Consider the following 17557-nt stretch of genomic DNA (forward strand, 5'->3'; position numbering starts at 1 on the left):
GTGTCGGATGCGGTCAGCCGGCGTGCACGCCGATAACCGGGACGGGCTGCGGCGCGGCCTGCTCGGGCGAATCGTCGAGCGCGCCCTCCCAGTTGGCGACGACGGCCGTGGCGATGGCGTTGCCGACCGCGTTGGTGGCCGAGCGCCCCATGTCGAGGAATTGGTCGATGCCCATCAACAGCAGCAGGCCGGCTTCGGGGATGTGGAACTGGTTGAGGGTGGCGGCGATCACCACCAGCGAGGCGCGCGGCACGCCGGCCATGCCCTTCGACGTCAGCATCAGCAACAGCAGCATGGTGATCTGCGTGCCCAGCGACAGGTCGATGCCGTAGGCCTGGGTGATGAACAGCACGGCGAAGGTGCAGTACATCATCGAGCCGTCGAGGTTGAAGGAATACCCCATCGGCAGCACGAAGCTGGAAATCTTGCGCTGCACGCCGAACTGGTCCAGCGCCAGCAGCAGCTTGGGATAGGCCGCTTCCGAACTGGCGGTCGAGAAGGCCAGCAGGAACGGTTCGCGGATCAGCGCCAGCAGGCGCAGCACGCGCTTGCCGATGAACACGTAACCGCCCAGGACCAGCAGCAGCCACAGGCAGATGAGGCCGAGGTAGAAGGCGCCCATGAACTTCGCGAACGTGAGCAGGATGCCCAGGCCGCTGGTGGTGATGATCGACGCCATCGCCGCGAACACCGCGAGCGGTGCCAGGTTCATGATGACGCCGGTGATGCGCAACATGACTTGCGCCAGCTGGTCGATGACAAGAGTGAGGCCGGCGGCGGCCTCGCCCAGCGCCCCCAGCGCGCCGCCGAAGAACAGGGCAAACACCAGCACCTGCAGGATCTCGTTGTTGGCCATGGCCTCGATCGGCGACTTCGGCACCAGGTGGGCGACGAAGTCCTTGAGCGTGAAGGCGGTGGTCTTCAGGCCGGTGGCGGCATCGACCGGCGGCAGCGGCAGGTTGAGGTGGGCGCCCAGCTGCATCAGGTTGGACAACAGCATGCCCAGGCTCAACGAGGTCAGCGAGGCGATCACGAACCAGGCCATGGCCTTCATGCCGATGCGGCCGGCGGCGCGGCCGTCGCCCATGTGGGCGATGCCGACCGTCAAGGTCGAGAATACGAGCAGCGAGATGATCATCTTGATCAGCCGCAGGAACACATCGGTGACGATGGAAATATGTGCCGCGATGTCGGCACTGAGCTGCTTGTCGGCGACGGTTTCGTGGCAACCGTAGCCGACCGCAGCGCCCAGTACCATCGCGATCAGGATGTACAGGGTCAAGGGACGCGTCTTTTTCACTTTGATCTCCAAGATCGCGGCGCTGAATGACGCCGCGTGTTGTCGTGACCCGGCGGAAACCGGGTGTACGCACATCAGCAATACGCATGCCAGAGAGATCGCCGAAAAATTTATCAGCCAAGCAGTTGATTCGAAAGGAGTTTCTTTATGGAAATGCAAGAACGACGCCATCCGCCGTCCAGGAATCCAGACCGTGCGGCCTGGCATCGTATGGAAAATTGGAAGGGCGCCGGGCGCCGAGATTCAGCGGGGATGCCGGCAAGGAATGCGCGTTACAATGCCGCGACGATTCAACCGCGAGATTCGGCATGGAAACAAAATGGCTGGAAGACTTCATTTCACTGGTCGAGACCAAGAACTTCAGCCGCTCGGCCCAGCTGCGGCACGTGACGCAGCCGGCCTTTTCGCGCCGCATCCGCTCGCTGGAAAACTGGCTCGGCACGGACCTGATCGACCGGACCACGTTTCCCACCCGCGTCACCCCGGCCGGCATGGTGTTCTACGAACAGGCGCTCGAGATGCTGGGCCAGATCAACGGGGTCCGCGACCTGCTGCGCCACAACCGCGCCGCCGCGGAAAAGACGATCGACCTGGCCGTGCCGCACACGCTGTCGCTCACGTTCGTCCCGAAGTGGCTGGCCGCGCTGGAACGCGACTTCGCATCGATCACCAGCCGCCTCATCGCCCTCAACGTGCATGACGCCGTGCTGCAGCTGGTGGAAGGCGGCTGCGACCTGCTGCTGTGCTACCACCATCCGCGCCAGCCGGTGCAGCTCGACCCCGGCCGCTACGACATGTTGATGATGGGGCGCGAAGCCCTGTGCGCGTATGCCCGCTGCGCCCAGGACGGCGAACCGGAATACCGCCTGCCCGGCCGCAAGGGCGCGCCGTTGCCGTTCCTCTCGTACACCGCGAACGCCTATCTCGGGCGGATGGTGGACCTGATCCTCGCCGACGCGGCCTCCGAGCCCTGCTTCGAAAAGCGCTACGAGACCGACATGGCGGAAGGCTTGAAGATGATGGCGCTGGACGGCCACGGCGTCGCGTTCCTGCCCGAATCGGCGGTCGTCCGCGAGGTCGAACAAAGGCAGCTGGCGCGTGCCAGCGACGCCGGCGCGTGGGAGATCGAGATGGAGATCCGGCTGTATCGCGAACGTCCGTCCGCCGCGCGCCCAGGCAAGCCGATCGTCGCGGCGTTGTGGGACTTCCTGGCCGCGCACCGGCCCGCGTCATGATGCCATGATGCCGTGATGTCGTGATGTCGTGATGCATTTTGCGCATGACCGCATGCGCAAGCAGCATTGGCAATGATCCGGCTGCGGATTCTATGATTCGTTGGCCGCGCAGCTCAGCATGCGCACAGCCTCGAACCCAGACACTCGCCAACCGGAGCCATTGCATGACCAACGATTCCCTCCCCTCCTACCTGAACCCCAACGACCTGGGCCCATGGGGCCAGTACCTGCAACAGGTCGAGCGCGTCACGCCGCACCTGGGCAGCCTGTCGCGCTGGGTCGAGACGCTGAAGCGTCCGAAGCGGATCCTCACCGTGGACGTCCCGATCGAACGCGACGACGGCACCATCTCCCACTACGAGGGCTACCGGGTCCAGCACAACCTGTCGCGCGGCCCGGGCAAGGGCGGCGTGCGTTTTCACCAGGACGTGACGCTGTCGGAAGTCATGGCGCTGTCCGCGTGGATGTCGGTCAAGAACGCGGCCGTCAACGTGCCGTACGGCGGGGCCAAGGGCGGCATCCGCGTCGATCCCGCCACGCTGTCGAAAGGCGAGCTGCAGCGCCTCACGCGCCGCTACACGAGCGAAATCAGCATGCTGATCGGTCCGACGAAAGACATCCCGGCGCCGGACGTGAACACGAACGAGCAGGTCATGGCCTGGATGATGGATTCGTACGCGATGATCGAAGGGAATCTGTCGACCGGTGTCGTGACGGGCAAGCCGATCTCGCTCGGCGGCTCGCTGGGACGGCGCGAAGCGACGGGCCGCGGCGTGTTCGTGGTCGGCTGCGAAGCCGCGCAGCGGCGCGGCGTCGCCATCGCCGGGGCGCGCGTCGCGATCCAGGGCTTCGGCAACGTCGGCGGCACCGCGGCCGCGATTTTCGCCGACGCCGGCGCGAAGGTCGTCGCCGTGCAGGATCACACCGGCACGGTCGTGTGCGAGGGCGGCCTCGACGTCGCCCGGCTGCACCAGCACGTGGCCGAAGCGGGCGGCGTGACAGGCTTCCCGGGCGCCGACGCGACGCTGGACCGCGACGCGTTCTGGGACATCGAATCGGACATCCTGATCCCGGCCGCACTGGAACGGCAGATCACGGCGGACGTCGCGCAGCGCCTCCGCACGAAAATCATCCTGGAAGGCGCGAACGGCCCGACGACGCCGGAAGCCGACGACCTCCTGGCGGACAAGGACGTCCTGGTCGTGCCGGACGTACTGGCCAACGCGGGCGGCGTCACGGTGTCGTACTTCGAATGGGTGCAGGACTTCTCGAGCTTCTTCTGGACCGAGGACGAGATCAACGCACGCCTGACCCGCATCATGCAAAGCGCCTTCGGCGCCGTGTGGGCCGTCGCGCAGGAAAAGAACGTCTCGCTGCGCACCGCGACGTTCATCGTTGCGTGCACGCGCATCCTGCAGGCGCGCGAAGTGCGTGGCCTGTATCCGTAAAACCTCGTGGGGGTCGCGTGGCGCGCCCGACGGTACGACGCCACGCGGCTTCGAAAAAAGGTATTTTTTGCTGCACATTGCGCGCAGATATACATGCGTTGCAGAAAAATCCGTCGTCGTTGAGCGACCACAAGTCCGCATCCGGGCACCATTCTTGTGCGTCGCAGCACAGATAGAATGCCCGGATGAAAACGAGCGACAGCCCTGCCCCGACGCGCTGTTCGACCAGATCGAGCGCCGCAACCTGGCGCTCACCACCGTTCCCCTGCAAGCGTCCGGCACGGTGCCCGTCCGCTACGTGGATGAATTCGCCGACGGCTTCCTCGGCGTGGCCTATCTGCCGCCGCTGCCGCTGGCCAGGCGGTGACCCAACGCACCATGACGCGCTTGTAAAAGACGTCGGCGGACCGTGGGATCAGCCCTGTCTTTCCAACGATTTACCGTACCTCGTCAGTGGGCGGCGGTGCCGGACTCATTCCACATGGACGTAGTGTGAGACCACGGGCAAGGGGTCGTAAAAATGATGCAGCAGTTTTTTCCACTCTTGATACCCGGCGGACTGGCGAAACCCCACCTCATGCGCCTCCAGCGACTCCCATCGAACAAGCAAAATGTATTCACTTGATCGCTCGACGCAACGCTGCAGTTCATGCGAGACATAGCCCGGCATTGAAGAAATGATGGCCTGCGCCAGTTTGAATGCGGCTTCGAAGCCGGCTTCCTGGCCAGCACGCACTTGCAGTGGGGCGACTTCCAGGATCATCAGTGATGCTTTCAAAAGTAAAGGCTTGTGATGCCGAAAGGCCAGGTGCCCTGAGCGGCCGTGCGTGGCGGCTCGGTGTACGGCCGCTTCCGACCCTAAGCGGACGGTCAGCGTGGTCATTTGGTTCTACAGAGGAGGCCTCGAAGAAACTGGAGCGTATGCGGTTCAAGCTGCTTGCCAATAAAGCCCCAGTCCTCAGCGAACTGGGACTTGCGTCCATACCCGCCGATTACGAATTCCCGTTGTGTCTCGGCTGCCGTCCGGGACAAAAATGATATCAACTGATCGAACTCGGTCGGTGAGAGTTGATCTGCTTCGAAGTTCAAGCCAAGGTTCCACCCTGGTAGGTCGTCATCACGCAGCTCGGCAGAACGAGGGAGCTTATCGTTCACCAGTCGGGCAGACGATACGCCCCAAGTGTTCAAAAATTTGGTAAAGGCTTCGACCAGCTGGCAACTGACCTCATCAAGATCACTGCCATCAACATATGCGAACACTTTAAGCATGGGCTTGCACTTTGGCTCATCAGATTACAAAACTTGCAGTACTCGGAACGACCGCTCCTGGCCGAACCCAGCCACTCCCAAGCGTAGCACGTTGCCCAAGCCAAAAAATCACGCTCTGTCACGACAAGGTGTCGCCCGAAAAGATGTCAAAATTAAATAGCTGCAGGGGAGATGAATGGATAAAATTCCGCCGGCTTACTCTTAGTCAAGGAAACGCTGATGGCTCGCCGGATCATTCTCACTCTTCTTGCTGCGTTCAGTCTGCTGGCCGACCCGGCCTGGGCGGTCGAGCGCGGCGCGCTGTTCAAGGTTAGCGGCCACGGGCATACGATGGTTCTGTTCGGCACCATCCACATGGGATTGCCCGAATTTTTTCCGCTCGACGACAGCGTGACCAAGGCCCTGGCCGCTTCCTCCACGCTGGCCCTGGAGTTCGATCCGACCGTACAGACTGCGGAGTTGGCCGCGATGATGCGGCGCGCCGCAGCCACCACGCCCGCCATTGTCGCCGCCATGCCGCCCGCGCTCGGACCGCGCCTGACACGCCGGCTGGAGGCGCTCGGCGCGCCAGCGACGCTGGCCACCCAGTTCAAGCCGTGGATGCTGATCATCACACTGGCAACGGTCGAATACGCCAAGCTCGGTTATCGGCCCGACCTGGCCGTCGACGCGTACCTGGCCAAACTGGCACACAGCGAGAACATCAAGGTCATCGGCCTGGAGACGGCCGAGAGCCAACTCGACCTGCTCGACCACCTGCCCGTTGCCGACCAGTGGACGATACTGGATGAAACCCTTGCTTCGCTCGATTCGGGCGAAGCGCAGCAGGACGCGCGGTCCATCACCGACGGCTGGGCCAAGGCCGATCACGCTACGCTCGACGCGCTGGCGCTCAAATATGAGACGGACCAGCGGCTGTCGTCGCAGATCATGCAGCGCCGCTTCCTGACCGAACGCAACGGGCCGATGGCCGACAAACTCGACGGCTTGCTGACGCGTGAAAACCATACGATGGCGGCAGTTGGACTCATGCATTTGATCGGCAAGGACAGCTTGCCGGCCTTGTTGCGAGCAAAGGGACTGAAGGTCGAGCAGCTGTATTGAAAATTGAAAGCGGCGAAGCCGCCCACCGTTCGCACGATGGGCGGCTTCGTCACGTATCCGGCCGGACGCAGGCGCCCGGCATGACCATCAGCCCAGGCTTTCCAGGCGAATGCGCACCACCTTGGCCACGGTCGTCGCCAGGTGCTCGATCTTGGCAATCGCGGCGTTGACGTATTTTTCGCGGGTCTGGTGGGTGATGATGACGATGTCCGTGCGCGCCTTCTCGCCCGGCTCCTTCTGCAGCACGGCGTCGATCGAGATGCCGGCGTCGGCCAGGATGCGGGTCAGGTCGGCCATCACGCCCAGCTGGTCCTGCACGGTCACGCGCAGATAGTAGCTGGTGCGGATGTCTTCCATCGGCAGGATCGGCACGTCGGCCAGTTCGGTCGGCTGGAACGCCAGGTGCGGCACACGCGAGTACGGGTCGGCCGTCGCCAGGCGGGTCACGTCGATCATGTCGGCGATCACGGCGGATGCGGTCGGCTCGGCACCGGCGCCCTTGCCGTAGTACAGCGTAGCGCCGACGGCGTCGGCCTGCACCAGCACGGCGTTCATCGCGCCTTCGACGTTCGCGATCAGGCGCGCGCCCGGCACGAGGGTCGGGTGCACGCGCAGTTCGATGCCTTCCTTGCCGTCCACCGTCGTGCGGCGGGTGATGCCCAGCAGCTTGATGCGGTAGCCCAGTTGTTCGGCGTAGCGCAGGTCGACGGCCTGCAGCTGGCTGATGCCCTCGATGTGGGCGCTGCCGAACTGCACCGGGATGCCGAACGCGATGGCGGACATGATGGTGAGCTTGTGCGCCGCGTCCACGCCTTCGATGTCGAAGGTCGGGTCGGCTTCCGCATAGCCCAGTTCCTGCGCCTGCTTGAGCACGGTGGCGAAGTCCAGGCCCTTGTCGCGCATCTCGGACAGGATGAAGTTCGTCGTGCCGTTGATGATGCCGGCCACGGATTCGATGCGGTTGGCCGACAGGCCTTCGCGCAGCGCCTTGATGATCGGGATGCCGCCGGCGACGGCCGCTTCGAACGCCACCATCACGCCCTTGGCCTGGGCCGCTTCGAAGATCTCGTTGCCGTGCAGCGCCAGCAGCGCCTTGTTGGCGGTGACGACGTGCTTGCCGTTGGCGATCGCCTGCAGCACCAGTTCGCGCGTCAGATCGTAGCCGCCGATCAGTTCGACGACGATGTCGATGTCCGGATTGTTCACGACGGCGAACGGGTCGGCCACGACCTCCACGTCGCTGCCGACGATACGCTTGGCGCGCTCGAGGTTGCGGACGGCGACCATGGCCACTTCGATGCCGCGGCCGGCGCGGCGGCGGATTTCTTCCTGGTTGCGTTGGAGGACGTGGTAGGTGCCTGCACCGACGGTGCCGAGGCCGAGCAAGCCTGCTTTGATGGGTTTCATATGAATGTACTGTCTGCTGTCTGTCGTTCTCAGCGCGCGTGGCGGCGCCGGTAGCCGTCGAGGAAGCGGGCGATACGGCCGCACGCATCCGTCAGGTCGTCGGAATTGGGGAGGAAGACAAGACGGAAATGGTCCGGCGTCTTCCAGTTGAAGCCGGTGCCTTGCACCAGCAGGACTTTTTCCTCGGACAACAGCTCACAGATAAATTGCTGGTCATCGGCGATCGGGTAGATCTTCGGGTCGAGGCGCGGGAACATGTACAGCGCCGCTTTTGGCTTGACGCAGGTAACGCCCGGGATATCGGTCAGGAGTTGGTGGGCCAGGTCGCGCTGGCGCGTGAGGCGGCCGCCCGGCGCGACGAGGTCGGCGATGCTCTGGTAGCCGCCGAGGGCCGTCTGGATCGCGTACTGGCCCGGCGCGTTGGCGCACAGGCGCATCGAGGCCAGCATGTTCAGGCCCTCGATATAGTCCTTCGCATGGCGCTTTTCGCCGGACAGGACCATCCAGCCGGCGCGGTAGCCGCACGAGCGGTAGTTCTTCGACAGGCCGTTCAGCGTGACGAACAGGACGTCGTCGGCGAGCGAGGCGATCGACGTGTGCGTTTCGCCGTCGTACAAGGTCTTGTCGTAGATTTCGTCGGCGTAGACGATCAGCTGGTGCTGGCGCGCCAGTTCGACGATTTCCAGCAGCACGTCGCGCGAATACAGCGCACCGGTCGGGTTGTTCGGGTTGATGACGACGATCGCGCGCGTGTTCGGCGTGATCTTCTTGCGCATGTCGTCGATGTCCGGCAGCCAGCCGGCCTGCTCGTCGCATACATAATGCACCGGGTTGCCGCCCGCGAGGCTGACGGCCGCCGTCCACAGCGGATAGTCCGGCATCGGCACGAGCACTTCGTCGCCGCTGTTCAGCAAGCCCTGCATGCCCATCACGATCAGTTCCGAGGCGCCGTTGCCCAGGTAGATGTCGTCGATGCCGACGCCACGGATATTCTTTTCCTGGGTGTAGTGCATCACCGCCTTGCGCGGTGCAAACATGCCCTTCGAATCCGTGTAGCCGGCCGAGCTCTGCATGTTGCGGATCATGTCTTGCACGATCTCGTCCGGCGGATCGAAGCCGAACACGGCCAGGTTGCCGATGTTCAGCTTGATGATCTTGTGGCCGTCTTCCTCCATCTGGCGCGCGATCTGCAGCGCCGGGCCCCGGATCTCGTAGCAGACGTCGTCGAGCTTGTTGGATTTCAGAATCGGTCGCAAAATATCACCCTGGAAATTAATGGCTGCGGAAAAGTGCCTGTTAAGCAGCCTGATCGGTAGCGCGTTGTTGCAATGCGAAAAACTTCATTCTGCCGAAAGCGCAAGGATTAAGCAACCCACCATTGCTGGGGCGTAGTGGAAACCAGTTACAATACGCGCCCTGTGCCTGTCATCTCCCGGCTTTTCCATCATGAAGCTACATTCCAGCAGCACCGAAAAATACCAGACGGTCACCGGCTACGACCGGTCCGGCGTCGAGATCAACGCCCAGCGCTTCGACTACAGCGTGCTGGTGATGCCCGAGGTGGCGCCGCGCCCGTGGCCCGTGGCGCGCTTCGAGGACCTCAAGGCCGAGCATTTCGAAGCCATCGCCGCGGACAAGCCCGACGTCGTCATCCTCGGCACGGGCGAGCGCCAGCGGTTCGTGCATCCGCGCCTCGTGGCCAGCCTGTCCGACCTGCGCATCGGCGTCGAGAGCATGGACAGCCACGCCGCCTGCCGCACCTACAACATCCTGATGGGCGAAGGCCGCAAAGTGACGCTGGCGCTGATCATCGACACTCACGAGGGCACGAAGGCCGAATGAACGACCTGCACCGCAACAAGACCCTCACCTGGACCCTGCTGATCGCCTTTGCCGTCGTCCTGCTGTACGTGCTGGGCGCGCGCACGCTGGTGCCGCCGGACGAAGGCCGCTACGCCGAGATGGCGCGCGAGATGTTCGCCAGCGGCGACTGGATCACGACCCGCCTGAACGGCATCAAGTATTTCGAAAAACCCCCGCTACAGACGTGGATGAACGCCCTGTCGTTCACCCTGTTCGGCCTGGGCGACTGGCAGGCGCGCCTGTGGACGGGGCTGTGCGGCCTGTTCGGCGTCGTGCTGACGGGCGTCGCGGGCACCCGCGTGTTCGGCGCGCGCGTCGGCTTCTATGCCGCGCTGGTGCTGGGCTCCTCGTTCTACTGGGTCGCGTGCAGCCAGATCGATTCGGTCGACATGGGACTGTCCGGCATGATGACCCTGGCCCTGTGCGCCCTGCTCATCGCCCAGCGCGACGATGCGAACGAGCGCGAACGGCGCAACTGGATGCTCGCGTGCTGGGCCGGGATGGCGCTGTCCGTGCTGTCCAAGGGCCTGATCGGCATCGTGCTGCCGGGCGGCGTGCTGGTGCTCTACACGATCTTCGCGCGCGACTGGGCGATCTGGAAGCGCCTGCACCTCGTCAAAGGGCTGATCCTGTTCTTCGCGATCGCCGCGCCGTGGTTCGTGCTGGTCGGGATGCGCAATCCGGAGCAGCCGCACTTCTTCTTCATCCACGAGCATTTCGAACGCTTCCTGCTCAAGGAACACCACCGCGAAGCGGCATGGTGGGTGTTCTTCGCCCTGCTGGCGGCCGGCAGCGTGCCGTGGCTGGGCGTACTGGTGCAAAGCCTCGTCGCCGGCGCGCGCGGCAACGGCGAGACGACGCGCTTCCGTCCGCGCCTGATGCTGCTGGTGTGGGTCGCGTTCATCGTCCTGTTCTTCACCAAGTCGAATTCCAAGCTGCCCGGCTACATCCTGCCAGTGTTCCCCGGCGTCGCGCTGCTGGTGGCGCACTACCTGGACGTCGGCACGCGCCGCGGCCGCATGGTGACGGCCGGCCTCACGGCGCTGCTGGGCGTGGCCCTGCTCGCCACCGTCCCGTTCATGCTGAAGCTGGCCAAGCATCCGGGCGAGGACGTGCTGTACGCGGCGTACCAGCCGTGGGTGCTGGCGGCCGGCCTCGTGCTGCTGATCGGCGGCTGCCTCGCCATGCTGTATGCGCGCCAGATGCTGCGCGACCTGTTCGTCGTCGTGCTGGCCGTCGCCGGTTTCGCCGGCACGGAGCTGATGCTGGTCGGCTTCGAACCGATCGGCAAGGTGCGCGCCGGCGTCGACCTGCTGCCCGCACTCAAGGCGGCCGGCGCCGCGGATCCGGCCGTGAAAGTCTATTCGGTCGGCATCTATGAACAGTCGCTGACCTTTTATCTCGGCCGTCCCGTGACCCTCGTCGACTACCGCGACGAATTCGACTTCGGCCTGCAACAGCAACCGGAACTCGCGATCCCGACGATTCCCGCGTTCGTCGCCCAATGGCGCGCCGCCGCGGCCGCCGGCAGGCACGACGTGGCGATCACCCGTCCGGAAATCGCCGCCGACCTGCAGCGCCAGGGCGTCCCCTTGCGCATCGTGGCGGCGGATGCGCGCCGCACCGTCATCGCGAACTTTTGATCGTCTTCCATGAATCTGACTACTTTTGCTTTCATCATTTCCGGCGTGCTCCTGAACGCCTGTGCCCAGTTGCTGCTGAAAGCGGGCACGAACGCCCTCGGCGGCGCCATCCACCTCACCATGGCCAACTGGTTCCAGACCTTCATCAAGGTCGTGACCCAGGCGCCGATCCTGGGAGGCCTGGCCTGCTACGGCATCTCGCTCGTCGTGTGGATCATCGGCCTGTCGCGCACGGACGTGACGATCGCGTACCCGATGCTGTCGCTGGGCTATGTCGTGTCGGCCATCGGCGCGTGGATGTTCCTGGGCGAAGTGGTGTCGCCGCAGCGCCTGGTGGCGATCGGGGTGATCGTGATCGGCGTGGTATTGCTGGCGAGAACGTAATACGGCGCCGGACGGCGCGCTGCTACAATGCCGGCTTTGTCTGCATTAACAACATTCAGCCTGGCAAGCCGCACGATGGCTTGCCACGGATGACATCTTTACCGAGAGAATACGAGCTTCCCATGACTGCCGAGCTGCCCTTCCTGCCCTTTTCCCGGCCCACCATCGACGAAGACACCATCGCCGCCGTCGGCGAAGTGCTGCGCTCCGGCTGGATCACGACCGGCCCGAAAAACCAGGCATTCGAGGCCCTGCTTTCCGAGTATTTCGGCGGCCGTCCGGTACGCACCTTCAATTCCGGCACGTGCACGATGGAGATCGCGCTGCGCATCGCCGGCGTGGGGCCGGGCGACGAAGTGATCACGACGCCGATCTCGTGGCCGGCGACGGCCAACGTGGTCATCGAAGTGGGCGCCACGCCGGTCTTCGCCGACATCGATCCGGTCACGCGCAACATGGACCTGGACAAGCTGGAAGCGGCGATCACCCCGCGTACGAAAGCCATCATCCCGGTCTACCTGTCCGGCCTGCCGATGGACATGGACCGCCTGTACGCCATCGCGGACAAGCACAGGCTGCGCGTCGTCGAGGATGCGGCGCAGGCCATCGGCTCGCTGTGGAACGGCAAGCGCATCGGCTCGTTCGGCGACTTTTGCTCGTTCAGCTTCCAGGCGAACAAGAACATCACGACGGGCGAAGGCGGCTGCCTCGTGCTGAACAATATGGAAGAAGCGCGCCTGGCCGAGAAATACCGGCTGCAGGGCGTGACGCGCAGCGGCGTGGACGGCATCGACGTCGACGTCCTGGGCGGCAAGTACAATATGAGCGACATCATGGCCACGATCGGCCTGGGCCAGATGAAGAACCTGGACAAGCTGACGGCGCACCGCGCCGCGCTGGCGCGCCATTACTTCGACTGCTTCGGCCCGGATTTCGAGGCGCAGACCGGCGCCCAGCTCCCGATCCAGGCCTTCGGCACGAGCAACTGGCACCTGTTCCAGATCATCCTGCCGGACAACGGCCCGGGCACGCGCGCCGACTTCATGACGCGCATGCAGAAGGAACACAATATCGGCACCGGCTACCACTACGCGCCGATCCACCTGTTCACCCTGTACCGCGAGCGCGGCTTCAAGGAAGGGATGTTCCCGGTCGCCGAGAAGATCGGCCGCCTGACCGTGACGCTGCCGATGTTCAACGCGATGACCAGCGCCGACGTCGAGCGCGCCGTGGCCGCGGTCAAGCAGGTGCTGGCAAAATGACGGGGGTGGCGATGAAGCCGGAAGTCTCCGTCGTCATTCCGGTCTATAACGAAGAAGCGGGCCTCGCGAACCTGTTCGCGCGCCTGTATCCGGCGATGGACGCGCTGGGCCTGCCGTACGAAGTCGTGTTCGTCAACGACGGCAGCCGCGACAACTCGGTGGCGATCCTGGCGGAGCAGTACCGCAAGCGCCCGGACGTGACGCGCGTCGTCCTCTTCAACGGCAACTACGGCCAGCACATGGCGATCCTGGCGGGCTTCGAACAGACGCACGGCCAGATCGTCATCACGCTCGACGCCGACCTGCAGAACCCGCCGGAAGAAATCCACAAGCTGATCGCCAAGATGCGCGAAGGCTACGACTACGTGGGCTCGATCCGCCGCAAGCGCCAGGATTCCGCGTGGCGCACGGTGGCGTCGAAGGCCATGAACCGGGTGCGCGAGCGCATCACGAACATCCACATCACGGACCAGGGCAACATGCTGCGCGCCTACGGCCGCAACGTGATCGACCTCGTCAACCAGTGCGGCGAAGTGAACACCTTCGTGCCGGCGCTCGCGTACAAGTTCTCGCGCAGGCCGACCGAGATCGTCGTCGAGCACGAGGAACGCGCGGCGGGCGAATCGAAGTACTCGCTGTACAGCCTCATTCGCCTGAACTTCGACCTGATGACGGGCTTCTCGCTCGTGCCGCTGCAGATGTTCTCGCTGCTGGGCATGACCTTGTCGCTGCTGTCCGCGCTGCTCGTGCTGATCCTCGTCGTGCGCCGCTTCCTGCTGGGCGCCGAGGCCGAGGGCGTGTTCACGCTGTTCGCGATCGCGTTCTTCTTCATGGGCGTGATCCTGTTCGGCATCGGCCTCGTGGGCGAATACGTGGGCCGCATCTACCAGCAGGTGCGCGCGCGGCCGCGCTACGTCGTCGCCACGATCCTGCAGGGCGTGCCGGCGGACCTGGCGGAGACGGACGGGATCGAGAAGCGCCAGGTCGTGCGCTGACTGTCTGACCGTCGGCCTACAATACGTCGCCCCCGCGCAGGCGGGGGCCCAAGTGCTGCCGGCTACTCGCGCAAAACTTGGGTTCCCGCCTGCGCGGGAACGACGAGTTAACTATTCATCGCCATCACGGCGCAAAGAACATGACCCAACCCCGCAAACGCGCAGTCGTCTTCGCCTACCACAACGTGGGCGTACGCTGCCTCAAGGTGCTGCTGGCCGGCGGCGTCGACGTCGCCCTCGTCGTCACGCACCAGGACAGCGCCACCGAAAACATCTGGTTCGAATCCGTCCTCTCGCTGTGCGAAACGGAGAACATCCCCTGCCTGACGCCGGACGATGCGAAAGGCGCCGATCTCGTGGACGCCATCCGGGCCGCGCAACCGGACCTGATGTTCAGCTTTTATTTCCGCCACATGCTGCCCCAGGCGATCCTCGACATCGCGCCGGCGTACAACATGCACGGCTCGCTACTGCCGGCCTACCGCGGCCGCGCGCCCACCAACTGGGCCGTGCTGCACGGCGCGACCGAGACGGGCGCCACGCTGCACGAGATGACGGTCAAGCCGGACGCCGGCGCCATCGTCGCGCAGCAGGCCGTGCCCATCCTGCCCGACGACACGGCGTTCGAAGTGTTCGGCAAGGTGACGGTGGCGGCGGAGCTGGCGCTGTACGACGTGCTGCCCGCGCTGCTGGCCGGCACGGCGCCGCGCATCCCGAACGACTTGACCCAGGGCGGCTACTTCGGCGGACGCAAGCCGGAAGACGGCCGCATCGACTGGAGCCGGAACGCGCAGGACGTCTACAACCTGCACCGCGCCGTCGCGCCGCCCTACCCCGGCGCCTTCACCGACGCCGGCCCGCGCCGCTACGTGATCGAGCGCGCGCGCCTCTTCAACGGTAATGTGGCCGGCCTGCCGCCAGGCCTCGCGGTCGTGGATAATGCCATTCTCGGCGTCTGCGGCGACGGCCGCGCGCTGGTCATTCACAGCCTGCTGGCCGACGGCCTCCGAATCACCCCTGCCGAACTGCGGGCACAACTCCAGGAAAACCCAACATGAAAAAAGTCCTCATCCTCGGCGTCAACGGTTTCATCGGCCACCACCTGTCCAAGCGCATCCTCGAGACGACCGACTGGGAAGTCTACGGCATGGATATGAATTCGGAGCGGATCACCGATTTGCTCGGCAATCCGCGCATGCACTTCTTCGAAGGTGACATCACGATCAACACGGAGTGGGTCGAGTACCACGTCAAGAAGTGCGACGTGATCCTGCCGCTGGTGGCGATCGCGACGCCGTCGACCTATGTGAAGGAGCCGCTGCGCGTCTTCGAACTGGACTTCGAGGCGAACCTGCCGATCGTCCGCTCGGCCGCGAAATACAAGAAGCACCTGATCTTCCCGTCGACGTCGGAAGTCTACGGCATGAGCCGCGACGCCGAATTCGATCCGGAGAACTCGGAGCTGGTCTACGGCCCGATCAACAAGCCGCGCTGGATCTACGCCTGCGCCAAGCAGCTGATGGACCGCGTGATCTGGGGCTACGGCATGGAAGGCCTGAACTTCACGCTGTTCCGTCCGTTCAACTGGATCGGTTCCGGCCTGGATTCGATCCACACGCCGAAGGAAGGATCGTCGCGCGTGCTGACGCAGTTCTTCGGCCACATCGTGCGCGGCGAACCGATCCAGCTCGTCGACGGCGGCCACCAGAAGCGCGCCTTCACGTACGTCGACGACGGCATCTCGGCCCTGATGAAGATCATCGAGAACAAGGACGGCCGTGCGACGGGCCAGATCTACAACGTCGGCAACCCGACCAATAACTACTCGATCCGCGAACTGGCCGACATGATGCTCAAGCTCGCCGCGGAATACCCGGAATACGCGGCCGGCGCCGAGAAAGTCAAGATCGTCGAGACCAGCTCGGGCGCCTACTACGGCACCGGCTACCAGGACGTGCAGAACCGCGTGCCGAAGATCGAGAACACGAAGAACGACCTGGGCTGGGCGCCAACCGTGACGATGGCGGACGCGCTGCGCGGCATCTTCGACGCCTACCGCGGCCAGGTCGCGGCGGCCCAGGCCCTCGTCGATTAAGAAGGACAGGCCTTGGCACCGCTGCTCGTCCTCAAGATCGACGTCGACACCTACCGCGGCACGCGCGAAGGCGTGCCCAATCTCGTGCGCATGCTGACGAAGCACGCGGCCGGTGCGACGTTCCTGTTTTCGCTGGGCCCCGACCACACCGGTTGGGCGATGCGGCGCGCGCTGCGTCCCGGCTTCTTCCAGAAAGTGTCGCGCACGTCCGTCGTGGAGCACTACGGCTTCAAGACGCTGATGTACGGCGTGCTGCTGCCAGGCCCGGACATCGGCGCGAAGACGGCCGCCGAGATGCGCGCGGTGCGCGACGCCGGCTTCGAATGCGGCATCCACACGTGGGACCACGTCTGGTGGCAGGACAACGTCCGCGGCCGCGACGCCGCCTGGACCGACCGCGTGATGAAGAAGAGCGAGCAGCGCTTTGCGCAGGTGTTCGGCGAGCCGCCGCACACGTTCGGCGCGGCCGGCTGGCAGATGAACCAGCACGCGTTCGCGCGCCACGACGTCGTGGGCTACCGCTACGCGTCGGACGGCCGCGCCCAACTGCGCGACGACGGCTCGCTGGCCGATCCGCAGGCGGGTCCGTACCGCTACCGCGGCCTGTCGCACATCCAGATGCCGACCACGCTGCCGACGCTGGACGAGCTGCTGGGCCGCGAGATCGACGGCGCCGTCATCGACGAGCACAACATCGCGGCGCACCTGCTCAGGCTGACGGCGAACCCGAAACGCGACCATGTGTATACCTTGCACGCGGAGCTTGAAGGACAGAAACTCGCCCCCATATTCGAGCAGCTGTTGTCAGGTTGGAAAGCCCAAGGCTACCAACTTGCGTCGATGGCGGACTATTATGAGAAGATAAAACAGGAAGCGCCGCAGTTGCCCGAGTATCCGGTGCAATGGGGCGAATTACCGGGACGGTCAGGGGAACTGATCATCCTCGATACCGTGGCATGAGCGCGGCTTACCGGCCGCGCATCCCAGACAGGAGAAAACCGTGGCCGAAAGCCCAACCACAGCCCCCGCATCCGCCCTTGGCGCCGCCGCGCCTTCGGTCAACGAGGTGTTAGCCAACTTCAGCGCGCCGATGACCGGCGACCAGACCTTCGAACTGGACGGTCGTCCCGCGCGCTACACGGTGCTGTACTTCTATCCCAAAGACAATACCCCCGGTTGCACGACGGAAGCGATGAACTTCCGCGACCACCACGACGAGTTCACGGACCTGGGCGCCGCCGTCTACGGCATCAGCCGCGATTCCCTGCGTTCGCACGAAAGCTTCAAGGCGAAACTGGGGCTGCCGTTCGACCTGATCTCCGACCCGGACGAAGCCGTGTGCACCCGGTTCGACGTCATGAAGATGAAGAATATGTACGGCAAAAAAGTGCGGGGGGTCGAGCGCAGTACGTTTGTCATTGACGCTGACGGCAAGTTGGTGAAAGAATGGCGTGGCGTGAAAGTCAATGATCACGTGAATGAAGTGCTGGATTTTTTGAAGAGCCAGCCTTGAAGAGCGGGCTGGCGATGGTTTCGACAAACCTTTAGCCGA

At 64.4% G+C, this 17557-nt stretch carries 18 protein-coding genes; 13 read left to right on the forward strand and 5 right to left on the reverse strand.

The genetic code is table 11. The features are described from left to right. Positions 1–13: 13 nt before the first annotated feature. The gene (locus ACEN9Q_RS17865; protein WP_495625508.1) at positions 14–1300 is read right to left on the reverse strand and encodes a dicarboxylate/amino acid:cation symporter; all 1287 of its coding nucleotides are present in this window, start codon (positions 1298–1300) and stop codon (positions 14–16) included. A 308-nt stretch (positions 1301–1608) separates the two neighbouring features. On the opposite strand from ACEN9Q_RS17865, the gene ACEN9Q_RS17870 reads away from it, so the two are divergent. From ACEN9Q_RS17870 to ACEN9Q_RS17880, 3 genes are all read left to right on the forward strand, one after another. Continuing rightward, positions 1609–2535, forward strand: a complete 927-nt coding sequence (locus ACEN9Q_RS17870; protein ID WP_495625509.1) for a LysR substrate-binding domain-containing protein — start codon at positions 1609–1611, stop codon at positions 2533–2535. A gap of 164 nt (positions 2536–2699) precedes the next feature. Then, complete coding sequence (locus ACEN9Q_RS17875; protein WP_056440383.1) at positions 2700–3983, forward strand: Glu/Leu/Phe/Val family dehydrogenase; 1284 nt, start codon at positions 2700–2702, stop codon at positions 3981–3983. Positions 3984–4137: 154 nt separating this feature from the next. Continuing rightward, positions 4138–4350 carry a hypothetical protein gene (locus tag ACEN9Q_RS17880; protein WP_495625510.1) on the forward strand — a complete coding sequence of 71 codons (213 nt, stop codon included), beginning with the start codon at positions 4138–4140 and terminating at the stop codon, positions 4348–4350. A gap of 105 nt (positions 4351–4455) precedes the next feature. Here the strand turns inward: ACEN9Q_RS17880 and ACEN9Q_RS17885 are convergent, their stop codons facing one another. Both ACEN9Q_RS17885 and ACEN9Q_RS17890 read right to left on the reverse strand, forming a co-directional pair. Beyond that, positions 4456–4746: an antibiotic biosynthesis monooxygenase family protein gene (locus ACEN9Q_RS17885; RefSeq protein WP_495628967.1), complete on the reverse strand. Its 291-nt coding sequence runs from the start codon at positions 4744–4746 to the stop codon at positions 4456–4458. Positions 4747–4862: 116 nt separating this feature from the next. Then, entirely contained in the window at positions 4863–5252 is a 390-nt protein-coding gene (locus tag ACEN9Q_RS17890; RefSeq protein WP_495625511.1) for a hypothetical protein, read from the reverse strand. A 219-nt stretch (positions 5253–5471) separates the two neighbouring features. On the opposite strand from ACEN9Q_RS17890, the gene ACEN9Q_RS17895 reads away from it, so the two are divergent. Continuing rightward, complete coding sequence (locus ACEN9Q_RS17895; RefSeq protein ID WP_495625512.1) at positions 5472–6356, forward strand: TraB/GumN family protein; 885 nt, start codon at positions 5472–5474, stop codon at positions 6354–6356. Between the two features lie 87 nt (positions 6357–6443). On the opposite strand, the gene ACEN9Q_RS17900 is transcribed toward ACEN9Q_RS17895, so the two are convergent. After that, complete coding sequence (locus ACEN9Q_RS17900; protein ID WP_495625513.1) at positions 6444–7763, reverse strand: homoserine dehydrogenase; 1320 nt, start codon at positions 7761–7763, stop codon at positions 6444–6446. 29 nt (positions 7764–7792) lie between these two features. Next, positions 7793–9019 carry a pyridoxal phosphate-dependent aminotransferase gene (locus tag ACEN9Q_RS17905; protein ID WP_495625514.1) on the reverse strand — a complete coding sequence of 409 codons (1227 nt, stop codon included), beginning with the start codon at positions 9017–9019 and terminating at the stop codon, positions 7793–7795. 190 nt (positions 9020–9209) lie between these two features. On the opposite strand from ACEN9Q_RS17905, the gene ACEN9Q_RS17910 reads away from it, so the two are divergent. The 9 genes from ACEN9Q_RS17910 (at position 9210) to ACEN9Q_RS17950 (ending at position 17518) form a co-directional block, all read left to right on the forward strand. Beyond that, on the forward strand, positions 9210–9605 hold the full coding sequence (locus ACEN9Q_RS17910; protein ID WP_495625515.1) for an Mth938-like domain-containing protein: 396 nt from the start codon (positions 9210–9212) through the stop codon (positions 9603–9605). After that, positions 9602–11269 carry a glycosyltransferase family 39 protein gene (locus tag ACEN9Q_RS17915; RefSeq protein WP_495625516.1) on the forward strand — a complete coding sequence of 556 codons (1668 nt, stop codon included), beginning with the start codon at positions 9602–9604 and terminating at the stop codon, positions 11267–11269. Before ACEN9Q_RS17910 ends, ACEN9Q_RS17915 begins: the two co-directional genes overlap by 4 nt. 9 nt (positions 11270–11278) lie before the next feature. Beyond that, positions 11279–11653, forward strand: coding sequence for an EamA family transporter (locus tag ACEN9Q_RS17920; protein WP_322405087.1), 375 nt, complete (start codon positions 11279–11281; stop codon positions 11651–11653). A 122-nt stretch (positions 11654–11775) separates the two neighbouring features. Then, the gene (locus ACEN9Q_RS17925; RefSeq protein ID WP_056440411.1) at positions 11776–12915 is read left to right on the forward strand and encodes a DegT/DnrJ/EryC1/StrS family aminotransferase; all 1140 of its coding nucleotides are present in this window, start codon (positions 11776–11778) and stop codon (positions 12913–12915) included. 11 nt (positions 12916–12926) lie between these two features. Continuing rightward, positions 12927–13910: a glycosyltransferase gene (locus ACEN9Q_RS17930; RefSeq protein WP_056440413.1), complete on the forward strand. Its 984-nt coding sequence runs from the start codon at positions 12927–12929 to the stop codon at positions 13908–13910. A 140-nt stretch (positions 13911–14050) separates the two neighbouring features. Further along, entirely contained in the window at positions 14051–14968 is a 918-nt protein-coding gene (locus ACEN9Q_RS17935) for a formyltransferase (protein ID WP_495625517.1), read from the forward strand. Further along, complete coding sequence (locus tag ACEN9Q_RS17940) at positions 14965–16005, forward strand: bifunctional UDP-4-keto-pentose/UDP-xylose synthase (RefSeq protein WP_495625518.1); 1041 nt, start codon at positions 14965–14967, stop codon at positions 16003–16005. Before ACEN9Q_RS17935 ends, ACEN9Q_RS17940 begins: the two co-directional genes overlap by 4 nt. 12 nt (positions 16006–16017) lie before the next feature. Continuing rightward, positions 16018–16965: a polysaccharide deacetylase family protein gene (locus ACEN9Q_RS17945; protein WP_495625519.1), complete on the forward strand. Its 948-nt coding sequence runs from the start codon at positions 16018–16020 to the stop codon at positions 16963–16965. A 106-nt stretch (positions 16966–17071) separates the two neighbouring features. Next, positions 17072–17518: a peroxiredoxin gene (locus ACEN9Q_RS17950; protein ID WP_495628968.1), complete on the forward strand. Its 447-nt coding sequence runs from the start codon at positions 17072–17074 to the stop codon at positions 17516–17518. Positions 17519–17557 lie beyond the last annotated feature (39 nt).

It is taken from the genome of Massilia sp. Masssp93, assembly GCF_059491295.1.

Bases quoted from the DNA above. Each gene is read 5' to 3' on its own strand.
- ACEN9Q_RS17870 (WP_495625509.1), top strand. From the start codon at position 1,609: ATGGAAACAAAATGGCTGGAAGACTTCATTTCACTGGTCGAGACCAAG.
- ACEN9Q_RS17875 (WP_056440383.1), top strand. From the start codon at position 2,700: ATGACCAACGATTCCCTCCCCTCCTACCTGAACCCCAACGACCTGGGC.
- ACEN9Q_RS17885 (WP_495628967.1), bottom strand. From the start codon at position 4,746: ATGATCCTGGAAGTCGCCCCACTGCAAGTGCGTGCTGGCCAGGAAGCC.
- ACEN9Q_RS17890 (WP_495625511.1), bottom strand. From the start codon at position 5,252: ATGCTTAAAGTGTTCGCATATGTTGATGGCAGTGATCTTGATGAGGTC.
- ACEN9Q_RS17895 (WP_495625512.1), top strand. From the start codon at position 5,472: ATGGCTCGCCGGATCATTCTCACTCTTCTTGCTGCGTTCAGTCTGCTG.
- ACEN9Q_RS17900 (WP_495625513.1), bottom strand. From the start codon at position 7,763: ATGAAACCCATCAAAGCAGGCTTGCTCGGCCTCGGCACCGTCGGTGCA.
- ACEN9Q_RS17910 (WP_495625515.1), top strand. From the start codon at position 9,210: ATGAAGCTACATTCCAGCAGCACCGAAAAATACCAGACGGTCACCGGC.
- ACEN9Q_RS17915 (WP_495625516.1), top strand. From the start codon at position 9,602: ATGAACGACCTGCACCGCAACAAGACCCTCACCTGGACCCTGCTGATC.
- ACEN9Q_RS17920 (WP_322405087.1), top strand. From the start codon at position 11,279: ATGAATCTGACTACTTTTGCTTTCATCATTTCCGGCGTGCTCCTGAAC.
- ACEN9Q_RS17925 (WP_056440411.1), top strand. From the start codon at position 11,776: ATGACTGCCGAGCTGCCCTTCCTGCCCTTTTCCCGGCCCACCATCGAC.
- ACEN9Q_RS17930 (WP_056440413.1), top strand. From the start codon at position 12,927: ATGAAGCCGGAAGTCTCCGTCGTCATTCCGGTCTATAACGAAGAAGCG.
- ACEN9Q_RS17935 (WP_495625517.1), top strand. From the start codon at position 14,051: ATGACCCAACCCCGCAAACGCGCAGTCGTCTTCGCCTACCACAACGTG.
- ACEN9Q_RS17940 (WP_495625518.1), top strand. From the start codon at position 14,965: ATGAAAAAAGTCCTCATCCTCGGCGTCAACGGTTTCATCGGCCACCAC.